This window comes from Sphingomonas sp. Leaf30 (genome assembly GCF_001422525.1).
Taxonomy (GTDB): Bacteria; Pseudomonadota; Alphaproteobacteria; order Sphingomonadales; family Sphingomonadaceae; genus Sphingomonas; species Sphingomonas aerolata.
Genome location: NZ_LMKZ01000002.1, coordinates 480,347 through 493,397 on the forward strand (window position 1 = coordinate 480,347; position 13,051 = coordinate 493,397).

Below are 13,051 nucleotides of genomic sequence, written 5' to 3' on the forward strand. Positions count from 1 at the left end.
TAGCCGTGGCCGACACCGACCCGCCTGAAACGGACGCCAAGAAGCCCGTCGTCACGCGCCGCCGCGCGCCGCGCAAGGCCAGTGCACCCAAGCCGGCAAAGCCAGTGGTTGCGCCGGCCGCGCCGGCACTCGACAAGCCGGCATCCGAAAAGGCGGTCCCCGTCTCGCGCAAGCCCAAGCCCGCCCCCAAGCCGCGCTCGACCAAGCGCAGCACGCCTCGACCGATATCGGCGCGCAAGACACCGCCGCCCGTCGCCAAGCCGATCGACAAGGTCGGCGGCAAATGGGGTGCCGCCGCGATCGCGGGCGGCGTCGCGGTACTCGGCGCCGCCGCCGCGCTGCTGACCCTTCGCGGCAGCACGCCCAAGCCGCCCAAACCGGCTGGCAAGCATGCACATCAGGCGGACGGAACGGATTCGTCGAAGTCGTTCGAGGCCGGGATTGCCGACGAAGGGACGATCCCGGAATAATCGTCCCCGGGACCGCGCGACCGGTTCCCCCCGGCTAAGACCGGGGAGGTGCGGGACTGTTCCCCCGCGGACGCAGGGGCCCAGCTAAAATCCGAAGCGCGCTCGCGGCCCTGGATCCCCGCTTTCGCGGGGAAACGGGGCGGTTGAATGACAGCCTTGCCTCACCAGACGGTCGGCTTGCCCTTGTTCTGCACGTCCAGCCACGCCTTGAGCGGCTTGAAATACTCGACCAGCGCCGCGCCCGACATCTCGCGGCTGCCCGTGAACACCTGCAGCGCGTCGGGCCAGGGCTTGGACTGGCCCATGCTCAGCATCGCGTTCAGCTTCGTGCCGACCGCCTTGTTGCCGTAGAACGAACAGCGATGCAGCGGCCCCTTCCACCCCGACTGCTCGCACGCCGCCTTGTAGAACTGGAACTGCAGTACGCGCGCGAGGAAGTAGCGCGTATAGGGCACCGCCGCCGGGATGTGATATTTCGCGCCCGCGTCGAACTTCGTCTCGTCGCGCGCGACCGGCGGCTTGATCCCCTGATATTGCAGCCGCATCTGGTCCCACGCCGCCTGATAGCCGGTCGTCGGGATCTGCCCCGAGAACACGCCCCAGCGCCATTTGTCGATCAGCAGCCCGAACGGCAGGAACGCGACCTTGTCCATCGCCTGACGCAGCAACAGGCCGATATCCTTGTCCGCGCTCGGCACGCGTGCCTGGTCGAGCAGCCCGATCTTCACCAGATAATCCGGCGTGATCGACAGCGCGACGGTATCGCCGATCGCCTCGTGGAAGCCGTCATTCGCGCCGTTCTTGTACAGCATCGGCTGCGCCTTGTACGCGCGCTGGTAGTAATTGTGGCCGAGCTCATGGTGGATCGTGACGAAGTCGTCCGCATTCACCTTGGTGCACATCTTGATCCGGATATCGTCCTGATTGTCGAGATCCCAGGCCGACGCATGGCAGATCACGTCGCGGTCCGCCGGCTTGGTGATCTGCGACCGCTTCCAGAAGGTCTCGGGGAGCGGCGCAAAGCCCAACGACGAGTAGAACCCCTCGCCCTGCTTCACCATCTTCACCGCGTCATAGCCCTTGGCCTTCAGCAGCTCGCCCGTGTCGAAGCCGAGATCGCCAGACCCCTTGGGGGCGACGATGTCATAGATGTTGCCCCATTCCTGCGCCCACATATTGCCGAGCAGATCGCTGCGGATCGGCCCGGTCTTCGCCTGGACCGCATCGCCATATTTCTCGTTGAGCTTCCACCGCGTATAGGTGTGCAGCGCCATGTAGAGCGGCTCGACCTCTTTCCAGATCTTGTCGGTCAGCGCGGCGAATTGCTCGGGGCTCATGTCGTAGCCCGACCGCCACAGCGCGCCCACATCCTTGTAGCCGAGTTCGCGCGCGCCCTCGTTCGAGATGGCGGTCATCTTGGCATAGTCGCCGCGCATCGGCGCGCCGACCGCGTCGTTCCAGCTCGTCCACATCTCCTGCAGCTTGGCGGGATCGCGGCTCTCGCCCATCGCCGCCTCGATGTCCGAGCCGTTGATCGGCTTGCCGTCGAGCGTCCCCATGCCCTTGCCATAGGAGGACGACATCTTCGTCGTCAGCATCGACAGTTCGTCCGATGCGCCCGGCCGCGTCGGCGCGGGCAGCGTCAGCCCCCCGCGGAGCAGGTCGAGCTTGCGCTTCGTGTCGACCGACAGGCCCGGGACATTGGCGTATTTCGCCGCGCCCAGCGCATATTTCACGCCGAGATCGGTCATCTCCGCGCCCGACTTCGCCGCCAGTGCATCGGTATCGTCGGTGATGTAGGTCGCGTTCACCCACGCCACGCGCGCTGCGTCGACCGACTTGGCCGCAAAGACCTTTTCCGCCTCGGCGACGAATGCATCCGCCTGCGCGGCGGTCGGGCTGGACGGAGCAGCGGCGGCCTGGGCACCGGCCACCGACGGCGCGGCGCACAGCGCGCCGGCGAGAGCAAACATCGAAACGCTGAACCGAACCATCATCATCCCCTTATCGTTAGGCCCTGATGGATGATCCGCCGCCGGATGGTCAACCCGCCCCTTGATGCGGCCTGCGCACCCCGCCCCGTCATCCTGACGAAAGTCAGGATCCAGAGCCAAGCAGTGCCGCCCTCCGTAACTCTGGATCCTGACATTCGTCAGGATGACGGCAGGCTTTAGCGCGCCAGGAAATCCGCGATCGCCTGGCCAAGCTCAGGCTTTACCACCGCACTCATATGCCCGCCCGGCGTCGCGACATAGCGGCCATGCGGCAGCACCGCGGCGAGGTCCGGTGCCGACCCGTTATCCTCGTCCTCCGCGCCGCACACCACCAGCGCCGGCTGCTCGATCGCCTTGACCGCCTCGATCGGTGTATCTGCAAAGGTCTCAAGGATCCCGAGCAATGCGACCGGATCGCCGCCCGTGGTCTTCAGGAACGCCTCGGCCAGCCACTCGGGCGTGCCCTGAACATGCTTGCCCAGATTGGTGAGGATATTGCGGAAATGCCCCGCGCGCCGCGACGTCTCGGTCAGCCCGGCGAGCCCCATCCCGGAAATTATCACACGCCTGGGGGTCGCGCCCGTCGCCAGCATTCGCGACGTCGTCCGCGCGCCGAGCGAATAACCGCCAAGATCATAATCGGTCAGCCCGAGATGATCGACCAGCGCATGGCCGTCGAGCGTCAGCGCATCCGCGGGGTAGAATTCCAGCCCATGCGGCTTGCCGCTCTCGCCGTGCGCGCGCAGGTCGGGCATGATCACGCGGAACCCCTTAGCCGCGATCTTGGCGGCATGGCCGTAGCGGATCCAGTTGGTCTTCGCGTCGGAGAAATAGCCGTGGATCAGCACCACCGGCCGCCCCTCGCCGACCTCGCGCCACGCGATACGCGTGCCGTCGAAGCTCTGGAAATACTGCGTCTCGGTCGGGGAATGTGCCACGGATCCAGATCCCTATAATCTTAGGATGTTGCCGCCCCCGTCCGACACACGACACCGTGCTGTCAACCGCCACGAAGAGACGCGCTCCGAGGAGTATCCGCGACCCACCGCTACGTCATCCTGACGAAAGTCAGGATCCAGAGCCACGTATGCGGCGCTTGGTATCCTGGATCCTGACTTTCGTCAGGATGACGAGCGCCCATCGTTATGGCCCCGCCGCACGACGACATTGCAAAAAGGGGTAGTGTGACACGCAAACTCCTTTAGCTAAGGCGCAAGGATCGCGTCGGACGATTCATCGAGGATGCGCGAAGGGCCCGACCAAGGACCCGCAATGCCGCCATCTGCCGACGCCACCCTCCCCTTAGCCACCCTTCCCCTGGGACGCCCGCACAGTATCGCGGAGGATTTTTACGCGCTCGTCATCGGCTGTATCCTGCTGGTGATCGGGCTGGTCTTCCTAAAGGCGGCGGGGCTCGTCACCGGCGGGATCGCCGGGATCGCGCTGCTGCTGTCCTATCTGGTGCCCTTGCCGACCGGCGTCCTGTTCACGCTGATCAACCTGCCCTTCTTCCTGTTCGCGCATTACGCGATGGGCCGCCGCTTCGCGATCAAGACGATGCTGGTGAATGCCGGGATCGCCGCCTTCTCGACCTTCGCGGGCGGATCGATGCACGTCGATCAGATGCACCCGTTCTTCGCCGCGATCGTAGGCGGCACGGTGATCGGGCTCGGCATCCTCGTCCTCGCGCGGCATCAGGCCGGGGTCGGCGGCACCGGGGTCGTGACGCTGTGGCTGCAGCGCACGCGGGGATGGAATGCGGGCCGCACGCAGATCGCACTCGACGTGGTAATCCTAGCCGCCGCGATCCCTGTCGTCAGCGCGGGTCAGTTCGGCTGGTCAGTCCTAAGCGCGGCCGCGATCAGCCTGATCCTGATCGCCTGGCATAGGCCGGGACGGTATATCGGTCATTGATCGCAGCCATAAGACGATCCAGCGAAGCAGGATCGCATAGGCAAGATCGGCCGACGGCGCACTCAGCGCCGGTCGACGACACGGGCTTTGCCCGTGTCCGCCCACGCAGGATGACGCCCGCGATACGTCATCCCGCGCTCGACGTCGGATAAGCGGAAGGAGGCTCCCCCTCCCGCTCCCCCGCTTACGCGTCCTTCTTCAGATGCCGACGACCCAGGAGCTCGGCGATCTGCACCGCGTTCAGCGCCGCGCCCTTGCGCAGATTATCCGACACGCACCACAGGTTGATGCCGTTCTCGACGGTCGAATCCTCGCGCACGCGGCTGATGAAGGTCGCGAACTCGCCGACGCATTCGATCGGCGTGATGTAGCCGCCATCCTCGCGCTTATCGATCAGCATGACCCCGGGCGCCTCGCGCAGGATGTTCTGCGCCTCCTCGGCCGAAATCTCGTTCTCGAACTCGATGTTGATCGCTTCCGAATGGCCGACGAACACCGGCACGCGGACGCAGGTCGCGGTGACCTTGATCTTCGGGTCGAGGATCTTCTTGGTCTCGACCACCATCTTCCACTCTTCCTTGGTCGACCCGTCGTCGAGGAAGCTGTCGATGTGCGGGATCACGTTGAACGCGATCTGCTTGGTGAACTTTTTGGCCTCGGCCGGGTCGCCGACGAAGATGTTGCGGCTCTGCTCGAACAGCTCATCCATGCCCTGCTTGCCCGCGCCCGACACCGACTGATAGGTCGCGACGACGACGCGCTTGATCTTCGCGGCGTCATGCAGCGGCTTGAGCGCGACGACCATCTGCGCGGTCGAGCAGTTCGGGTTGGCGATGATGTTGCGGACCTTGTAGCCGTCGATCGCGTCGGCATTCACTTCGGGCACGATCAGCGGCACGTCCGGATCCATCCGGTACAGCGACGAATTGTCGATCACGGTGCAGCCCGCCGCGGCGAACTGCGGCGCATAGACCGCGGTCGCCTCCGACCCGATCGCGAACAGCGCCATGTCCCAGCCGCTGGGGTCGAAATTCTCGATATTCTGGCATTTGATCTGCTTGCCGGTGTCACCGAAATCGACCATCTCGCCCTGGCTGCGCGACGATGCGACGCAGGCGATCTCGTCCGCCGGAAATTCACGCTCCGCCAGGATGTTGAGCATTTCGCGCCCGACATTGCCGGTCGCCCCTGCGACCACGATCCGATAACCCATTATGTCGTCCCTTGATGCCGCCGCGAAACGATCGCGACATTGCCGATTTTCATCCGGGCGCGTCCGTATACGTCTCCGGCGCGCCCTGCCAGATAACTTTATTTCGTCGTGGGCAAGCTCGTCCCTTCGCCGGGAACCGGTTTGTCCTTCACCGTCCGGTCGAGGAAGTTCAGGATCGTCCCCCAGACATGCTCGCTGATCCCCGGCCCCGCGACGCGGTGCGTATAGCCCGGGTAGAACATCATCTCGAACGGCGTCGCAGTCGCCTGCATCTTGGCCGCGACCTTGGTCGAATTGTCGAGGAACACGTTATCGTCCGCCATGCCGTGGATCAGCAGCAGCGGATCCTTGATCAGAGCCGCATCCTCGACCGCGGCCGACGTGGCATAGCTCGCCGGATCGGTCTTGGGATCGCCCAGATACCGCTCGGTATAATGCGTGTCGTAAAGCTGCCAGTCGGTGACCGGCGCGCCCGAGACTGCGGCGGCATAGACTCCCGGCGTCTTCTCCAGCATCTTCAGCGACATGTACCCGCCATAGGACCAGCCATAGGTCGCGATCTTGCTCGGCTCGACGAACGGCAGCGTCTTCAGATACTCCGCCCCGGCCAGCTGGTCCTCGACCTCGACCGTGCCCATCGCATGATAGATCGCGTCCTCAAACTTCTTGCCGCGGTTGTACGAGCCGCGATTGTCGATCTGGAAGAAGATCCAGCCCTGATCGACCAGATATTGCGGCAGCGGCCCCTGCCAGCCGCGCGTGACCTGCTGGCCGGTGCCCGGGCCGCCATAATGCTGGAAGAAGACGGGGTATTTCTTGCCCGGCTCGATCGGCGGGGTGATCATCTCGTAATAGAGCGTCGTGCCGTCCTTGGCCTTCAGCGTGCCGAACTTGGTCTGCTGATGGCTGGCGGCATAGGGATGATAGGGATGCCCCTCCTTCACCGCATTCTCGTTGATCCACGAGATCCGCTTGCCGGTCGCATCCGCCAGATAGACCTGGGTCGGCTGTGACGGGTTCGATCGCGAGACGATGAACCGCGTCCCCGCGCCGTCCATCGACGCGCTGTTCCACCAGCCGCTCTCGGTCAGCTTGGTGATCGCGTTCGGCTTGGCGATATCGACCGAGTAGAGCTGCTGCTCGAGCACGTCGTCCTTGTTGCCCGTGAAGAACAGCCGCCCCTTGGCCTGGTCGACGCCGACCAGGCCGGTCACGACCCAGTCGCCCTTGGTCAGCTGCGTCCAGCGCCCTGCCGCGAACCGGTAGAGATGGCCATAGCCGCTGCGCTCCGACCGCCAGATGAGGCTGCCGTCCTTCAGCACGCGGTAGGCGTCCGACAGGTTCAGCCAGCTCTTCACCCCCGACTTCTCCGTGAACAGGATCGTCGACTTGCCCGTTGCCGGATCGACGCGCAGCATCTCGAGCAGCTTCTGGTCGCGGCTCTGGCGCTGGACGAGCAACATCGTCCCGTCGGGCGTCCAGTCGACCCGCGCGAGATAGATGTCGGGATTGGTGCCCAGATCGACCTTCACCTGGCCCGACCCGTCGGGCTTCATCACGTACAGGTCGACCAGCGCGTTGGGCGTGCCCGCGGCGGGATAGCGCTGATCATAGACCTTGGTCCCGGTCGCGCCGATCGACGCGCGCGTGAAGATCCGCACCGGCGCCTCGTCGAAGCGCTCGACCGCGACATAGCGCTCGTCGGGCGACCACCAATAGCCCGTGCGGCGATCCATTTCCTCCTGCGCGACGAACTCCGCCTCGCCGAAATGGACGGTGCCGCCGCCGCCCTTGGTGACCGCGCGCGCCTCGCCACCCGCGAGCGGCTGGACGACCAGATTCTGGTCGCGGACATAGGAGACGAACCCGCCCTTGGGGCTGATCACGGGGTTCAGCTGGCCACCCGGTGTATCGGTCAGCCGCCGGACCTTGCCGTCGAGGGTCGCAATGTACAGGTCGCCGTCGAGCGGCACGAGGATCGACTTGCCATCGGGGGCCCAGTCATAGGCGACGATGCCCTTCGAACCTGCGATCCGCGCGCGCTCGCGCTGCATCTTCTCGGCTTCGCTCAGCTCGGCGCCGCTGCCGACGCTCTTCGAATCGACGAGCATCCGCTCCTGGCCCGTGGCGGTATCGACCGCCCAAAGATCGAACCGCTCCTTCTCGTCCGCCCGGTTGCGCAGCGAGGTCAACAGCGCACCGTCGGGCGACAGCCGTACCGCGCGCGGCTGCGGGCCCGACAGGTCGGGATTGCCGAACACCCGCGCCAGCGTCAGATCGCCGGCCGGGGCAGCCGCTGGCATGGGAGCCGCTGCCGGATCGCTCGGCTTGGCGACGCCGTCGGCTCCGCCAGCCGTTTGCGCGGACGCGCCGTCAGCAGCCATCGCGGCGGTTCCGACCGAAGCAAGTGCAAGCCCAAGCAACCATGTACGCATCCTATAGTCTCCGATGGACGGGCTCCAGCGCGGCGCCGGTGCCGCGCGCGTTATCGCGGCGCGTCCCGCCCCCGTAAAGCCGTAAACCCCGCGTCACGCGCTTGCCCGCGACCAAGCCGTCACGCCCAGGCCGACCGGACTCGCCGGCGGATGGTTAGCAGCCGGTTAACGTCATGTGCACGCCGTCTTTACAGGTCGCGTGCGAGGACCCGTGGCCGGACGTCCGCACGCATATGGCGCGCGGGCATCCCAGACATGACCGGGGACTAATGGCTTCGACGACGGCATCCATTGACGAAACACGGCCCGGCGCCTGGGACGTCGTCGCGCGCCTTGGCGCCGTCGACGGTGCTGTCGCGCACCCTCACACGGCGCGGCTGATCCAATCCGCCCCCGCCCAGCGCAACCTGTCGGATGCGGTGCATGCGTTGTGCGACGTCTATGGACGGCACCCCGGAATGATCGACGACGCCTTGCTGCGTGGCGCACAGTTGGGTTCGCTGCCCTGGCTCGAAACCGCAGCGACCGGGTTCGCGATCGAACGCGGCTATCTCGCCCAGCTGACCGCGGCCGTGGGGCCGTTGCCCTCGACACCGGGTCAGGCGGCGACCGAGGCCGCCCTCGCGGGCGTGCGCAACGCGCTGGAGATCCTGTCCGGTTCGGAGCGCGCCGGTTGCGCCACGGGGGCGGTGGCCGCGCTGCTCCACGACTGGGCGGTGACGCGCGATGTGCTCGACCTTGCCGCGACCCGCTTCGGCATCGTCGCGCCGCCGCGCGCGCTCCCGCCCGCTGACGTCAGCGCCAAGGCGCTGGCGACGCTGGGTGCGACGCCCGGTACGCGGCGCGCCATTACCTTCGGCGCGCAGCAGCTCTACGCCCAGCATCGCGGCCTCTGGTCGCTGCTCGAAGCCCGCGCCAGCGCGCGCGGCGATCTCTGAACGGGTTGCACACGCAGCCTAGGCCAGTGTCGTAGCAACTCCCCGGGCAACCTCTAAAAACAAACTCTTGAACTGTGCCTCGGTGGGCGAGCCGCCACGCGTGTAGACGCTGATGATGATCGGCGTGTCGGGATCGCGCCACAACAGCCCGATGTCGCCGGCCGCGTCCTTGCCGTTGTTCCCCGTCTTGTTGCCGATTGCCCATCCGCGCGGCAGACCGGCCCGCAACCGCGCGGCGCCGGTCCGGCATTGCCGGAGCCACAGCATGAGCAGCGCGCGCGACGAGGGCGACAATACCGGACCACGTGTCAGCCGTCCGATCGTCGACGCCATCGCCCTCGGCGTCGTCGTGTTGCGCAACCCACCCGGCGGCGTACGGTTAAGGAACGGCTCGATATCGTCGAGCCGGCTGACATCGTCGCCGAGACCCCGCCAATAGGCGGTGAGCGCGGCGGGTCCGCCGATCCGCTGCAACAAGATGTTGGCGCAGCTATTGTCGCTCTGCTCGACTGCCGCTTGGCACATCTCGCCAAGCGACATCTCGCCGCGCGCCAGATTCTGACGGGCAACGGGTGCGTGCCAGTCCTGCAGGTCTGCGGGCGATAGCGCGATCCTGTCCGCAAGCCGGGCCCGGCCGCGATCGACCCGGTTCAGCACGCACGCGGCGAGCGACGCCTTGAACGTGCTGCACATGACGAACCGCTCATCGGCACGCCAGGCGATCGCCCTCCCCGTCGTCAGGTTGCGCGCGTAGAGCCCGACATGGCCGCCACTCGCGGTCTCATAGTCGGCGACGCCGGGCGGAGGAGCCTCGCTGCGTGCGAAGGCCGGACGCGTAACGAGCGTTGCGGAAACGCCTGACAGGAGAGCCCGCCTGTTCAGCATGATGATCGTGATGCCTCCTCCAGCCGCGTCGTTTCGCCGCGCGGATGCTCGGTACACCGTCCAGGCCTTGCAACGAAACCCGATCGCTGTCGGTGTCGCCATCGTCCGGGTTGCGTCGGATGCCCAACAGCTTCTATCCGTACCGGGAATTCGATTCTGACGGAAATGGGCATGAAGCGCTTCGAAGGCACGCAGAGCTATGTCGCGACCGACGACCTCAAGGTCGCGGTGAATGCCGCGGTGACGTTACGCCGCCCGCTGTTGATCAAGGGTGAGCCCGGCACCGGCAAGACCGTGCTCGCCTATGAGATCGCCAAGGCGCTCGGCGCGCCATTGATCGAATGGAACATTAAGTCGACGACCAAGGCGCAGCAGGGGCTGTACGAATATGACGCGGTCGCCCGCCTGCGCGACGGCCAGCTCGGCGACGAGCGCGTCCACGACATCGGCAACTACATTCGCAAGGGCAAGCTCTGGGAGGCGTTTACCCAGCCGGCGCCGCCCGTCCTGCTGATCGACGAGATCGACAAGGCCGATATCGAGTTCCCCAACGACCTGCTGCAGGAACTCGATCGGATGGAGTTCCACGTCTACGAGACCAAGGAGACCGTCCGCGCGGTCGAGCGTCCGATCGTCATTATCACCAGCAACAACGAGAAGGAACTGCCCGACGCGTTCCTGCGGCGCTGCTTCTTCCACTATATCAAGTTTCCCGATCGCGACACGATGCAGGCGATCGTCGACGTCCATTTCCCCGGGATCCAGCGCATGCTCGTCTCGCGCGCGATGGACCTGTTCTACGACGTCCGCGACGTCCCCGGCCTCAAGAAAAAGCCCTCGACCTCCGAACTGCTCGACTGGCTCAAGCTGCTGCTGCACGAGGACATGCCGCTCGAGACGCTGCAGAACCGCGATCCGACCAAGGCGATCCCGCCGCTGCACGGTGCACTGCTGAAGAACGAACAGGACGTGATGCTGTTCGAACGCCTCGCCTTCATGGCGAAGCGGCAGAAGAACCAGGGGTAGCTTCGGGAGCGACGAGACAGCCGCGGCCGGAACGGTCCGCCTGAGCGACGCTGAAAACGCGGTTTTAATCAGTTTCGCGCTAATGCTCCGGGGGTGCGTCACAACCAGTCCCTCCCAGCGGCGTACGCTCTGCTTGCGATCCTGGGCGTCGCGGTCTGGGTCCGGATCCTATCGGCCCATGGCGGGCTGTGGGTCGACGAGGCGTGGTCTGCGGTGCTGGTGGCAAGGGCGGACACACCCTGGGCCGTGTTCACCTCGATCAACCACGACAATAATCACCATCTGAACAGCCTGTGGATGCAGGCGGTCGGCTACGCCACGCCGCCGCTGGCCTTGCGTGCGCTGTCGATCGTCACCGGCGCCGCCACGGTGCTGGTCGTTGCCGCGATCGGTGCGCGGCGCTCCGCGGCGCATGCGCTGGTCGGTGCGGCACTGTTCGCGCTGTCGCCGATCCTGGTCAACTATGGCAGCGAAGCGCGCGGCTATGCGCCGATGCTGCTGTGCGCCTTGGGTGCGATCCTGGTCGCCGCACGCTGGCTCGACGCCCCCGCCTCTGCGCCCCGCCATGCGCCGGGGCTGCTCGCGCTGCTGACCATTTTCGGACTCCTGTCGCAATTGACGATGCTGTTCTTCGTGGTTGCGATCGCCGGCTGGGTCGCGCTGACGCTGCGCCAGCGGGTTGCCACAGGGACGGCCGCTGCGATGACCGCGCGGCTGATGCTGCCGAGCGTCGTTGCGGTCATGCTCGTCTTCACCCTGGTCTTCGGCGCCGCCGCCGCAAGCCCCGGCGGCATGCAGGTCGGCGACTATGTGCCCTTCTCGTTCGCGAGCCTGGCCAGCGCGCTGCAGGTCATGCTGGCGACGACGCTCGGCGCTTCCGCCTTGCCACGTTGGTGGATTGCGGTCCTCGCGCTCACACTATGCGTTGCTGCAATGGCCGCCGTGGCGCAACGACGACCCGTGGCGTGGCTGGCAATGCTCGCCATTGCAGGACTGCCGATCGCCCTCGCCACGCTTCACATCGCCAACACGGGAATGCCGCGATATTTCCTGCTCTCCAGCGTGGCTATACTGCTGCTCCTGACCGACCTGATCGCCACCGCGCTTACGAAAGGCCCGCGGTCAAGGATGCTGGCCGCACTCGCCCTCACCCTCCTCGCGATCGGCATGAACCACGACATCACGCAGGACATCGCGCGACGACGCGGCGATATCGATGCCGCCATCGCCCGCGTCCGCATCGAAGCACCGGGCGGCGCACGCGTTCATGTCGATCACCTCCAGCCCGTTGCCCCGCTTCGGGTCGCAGCCGCAACGGCTCGTTATCCGCTCGTTCTGACAGGCAACTGCCGACCTGTGCAATTCGTCTTCGTCGATCTCGACGACGGCGGCGCGGCGGCGGCCACGACGCGACGCTGCGGACGCGTCTATACGCTCCGGACCGTCCGCCGCCGGGGGATGCTGTCGGGAACCGACTGGGCGCTTTACGGGCTACCGCGCGCACGCAACGCCTTGGCGACTAATCCATATTGAGGCTGGCGCATCGTCATGCCATTAACCACAGGCAGCAACATGGCGGTCATGGGACGGCCTTTAGGATCACGGGATGAATCGCTTCAGTCGCGCCCTTCTCTCCGCTGTCCTCACGATCGGCGCGGGGTCCGCTGCACAGGCATCGCTGCTCGACTATGTCGGGCAGTGCGTTCCGTTTGCGCGAGCGGCCTCGGGGATCGAGATCTATGGCGATGCCTGGACATGGTGGCGTCAGGCCGATGGCCGCTACGAGCGCACGCATCGGCCGAAGACGGGCTCCGTCATCGTCTTCGCGAAGACGGCCCGCCTGCCGATGGGGCATGTCGCGGTCATCAGCCGCGTCGTAGAGAAGCGCGTCGTGATGCTGACCCATGCCAATTGGTCGCGCCAGAACGGCGAACGCGGTCATGCCGAACAGGACGTCACGCTGTTCGACGTCTCGCCCGCCAATGACTGGAGCCGCGTCAAGGTCTGGTACAAGGATGTCGACGGCCTCGGCGGCGGCATCTACCCCGTCTACGGCTTCATCCACGGCGATGCGCGACCCGCGGCCGAACTGACCAGTCGCAATCCCGATTATGTCGGCGCGCTGATCGACGCATACGTCCCGGGCAGCTGAGCGCGCATACCCGATCCTCGACTC

General features: G+C 66.0%; 11 protein-coding genes. 6 read left to right on the forward strand and 5 right to left on the reverse strand.

The window, feature by feature from the left end; all coding sequences use genetic code 11:
- Window positions 1-5: 5 nt before the first annotated feature.
- Window positions 6-470, forward strand: a complete 465-nt coding sequence (locus ASE89_RS08850) for a hypothetical protein (RefSeq protein ID WP_056676194.1) — start codon at window positions 6-8, stop codon at window positions 468-470.
- Window positions 471-631: 161 nt separating this feature from the next.
- On the opposite strand, the gene ASE89_RS08855 is transcribed toward ASE89_RS08850, so the two are convergent.
- Both ASE89_RS08855 and ASE89_RS08860 read right to left on the reverse strand, forming a co-directional pair.
- Window positions 632-2,464 (reverse strand): M2 family metallopeptidase, encoded by a 1,833-nt coding sequence (locus tag ASE89_RS08855; RefSeq protein ID WP_056676500.1) that lies wholly within the window; start codon window positions 2,462-2,464, stop codon window positions 632-634.
- Window positions 2,465-2,640: 176 nt separating this feature from the next.
- Window positions 2,641-3,402, reverse strand: coding sequence for an alpha/beta fold hydrolase (locus tag ASE89_RS08860; RefSeq protein WP_056676196.1), 762 nt, complete (start codon window positions 3,400-3,402; stop codon window positions 2,641-2,643).
- A gap of 334 nt (window positions 3,403-3,736) precedes the next feature.
- Between ASE89_RS08860 and ASE89_RS08865 the strand changes: the two genes are divergently transcribed.
- Complete coding sequence (locus ASE89_RS08865; RefSeq protein WP_056676197.1) at window positions 3,737-4,378, forward strand: YitT family protein; 642 nt, start codon at window positions 3,737-3,739, stop codon at window positions 4,376-4,378.
- 184 nt (window positions 4,379-4,562) lie between these two features.
- Here the strand turns inward: ASE89_RS08865 and ASE89_RS08870 are convergent, their stop codons facing one another.
- Window positions 4,563-5,591, reverse strand: coding sequence for an aspartate-semialdehyde dehydrogenase (locus tag ASE89_RS08870; RefSeq protein WP_056676199.1), 1,029 nt, complete (start codon window positions 5,589-5,591; stop codon window positions 4,563-4,565).
- A gap of 98 nt (window positions 5,592-5,689) precedes the next feature.
- Window positions 5,690-7,894 (reverse strand): S9 family peptidase, encoded by a 2,205-nt coding sequence (locus ASE89_RS08875; RefSeq protein WP_056676202.1) that lies wholly within the window; start codon window positions 7,892-7,894, stop codon window positions 5,690-5,692.
- A gap of 401 nt (window positions 7,895-8,295) precedes the next feature.
- Between ASE89_RS08875 and ASE89_RS08880 the strand changes: the two genes are divergently transcribed.
- The gene (locus tag ASE89_RS08880) at window positions 8,296-8,964 is read left to right on the forward strand and encodes a DUF6975 family protein (protein WP_056676204.1); all 669 of its coding nucleotides are present in this window, start codon (window positions 8,296-8,298) and stop codon (window positions 8,962-8,964) included.
- Between the two features lie 18 nt (window positions 8,965-8,982).
- On the opposite strand, the gene bla is transcribed toward ASE89_RS08880, so the two are convergent.
- Complete coding sequence (bla, locus tag ASE89_RS08885; protein WP_156363371.1) at window positions 8,983-9,849, reverse strand: class A beta-lactamase; 867 nt, start codon at window positions 9,847-9,849, stop codon at window positions 8,983-8,985.
- Window positions 9,850-10,020: 171 nt separating this feature from the next.
- Here bla and ASE89_RS08890 point away from each other — a divergent pair, with 171 nt between their 5' ends.
- From ASE89_RS08890 to ASE89_RS08900, 3 genes are all read left to right on the forward strand, one after another.
- On the forward strand, window positions 10,021-10,875 hold the full coding sequence (locus tag ASE89_RS08890) for an AAA family ATPase (RefSeq protein ID WP_031394950.1): 855 nt from the start codon (window positions 10,021-10,023) through the stop codon (window positions 10,873-10,875).
- A 93-nt stretch (window positions 10,876-10,968) separates the two neighbouring features.
- Window positions 10,969-12,408 carry a hypothetical protein gene (locus ASE89_RS08895; protein ID WP_056676207.1) on the forward strand — a complete coding sequence of 480 codons (1,440 nt, stop codon included), beginning with the start codon at window positions 10,969-10,971 and terminating at the stop codon, window positions 12,406-12,408.
- 73 nt (window positions 12,409-12,481) lie between these two features.
- Window positions 12,482-13,027, forward strand: a complete 546-nt coding sequence (locus ASE89_RS08900) for a CHAP domain-containing protein (RefSeq protein ID WP_031394952.1) — start codon at window positions 12,482-12,484, stop codon at window positions 13,025-13,027.
- The last annotated feature ends 24 nt before the right edge of the window (window positions 13,028-13,051 follow it).

Coding starts and splice junctions, on each gene's coding strand:
- ASE89_RS08855 (WP_056676500.1), bottom strand. CDS start 2,464: ATGGTTCGGTTCAGCGTTTCGATGTTTGCTCTCGCCGGCGCGCTGTGC.
- ASE89_RS08865 (WP_056676197.1), top strand. CDS start 3,737: ATGCCGCCATCTGCCGACGCCACCCTCCCCTTAGCCACCCTTCCCCTG.
- ASE89_RS08870 (WP_056676199.1), bottom strand. CDS start 5,591: ATGGGTTATCGGATCGTGGTCGCAGGGGCGACCGGCAATGTCGGGCGC.
- ASE89_RS08875 (WP_056676202.1), bottom strand. CDS start 7,894: ATGCCAGCGGCTGCCCCGGCCGGCGATCTGACGCTGGCGCGGGTGTTC.
- ASE89_RS08880 (WP_056676204.1), top strand. CDS start 8,296: ATGGCTTCGACGACGGCATCCATTGACGAAACACGGCCCGGCGCCTGG.
- bla (WP_156363371.1), bottom strand. CDS start 9,849: ATGCTGAACAGGCGGGCTCTCCTGTCAGGCGTTTCCGCAACGCTCGTT.
- ASE89_RS08890 (WP_031394950.1), top strand. CDS start 10,021: ATGAAGCGCTTCGAAGGCACGCAGAGCTATGTCGCGACCGACGACCTC.
- ASE89_RS08900 (WP_031394952.1), top strand. CDS start 12,482: ATGAATCGCTTCAGTCGCGCCCTTCTCTCCGCTGTCCTCACGATCGGC.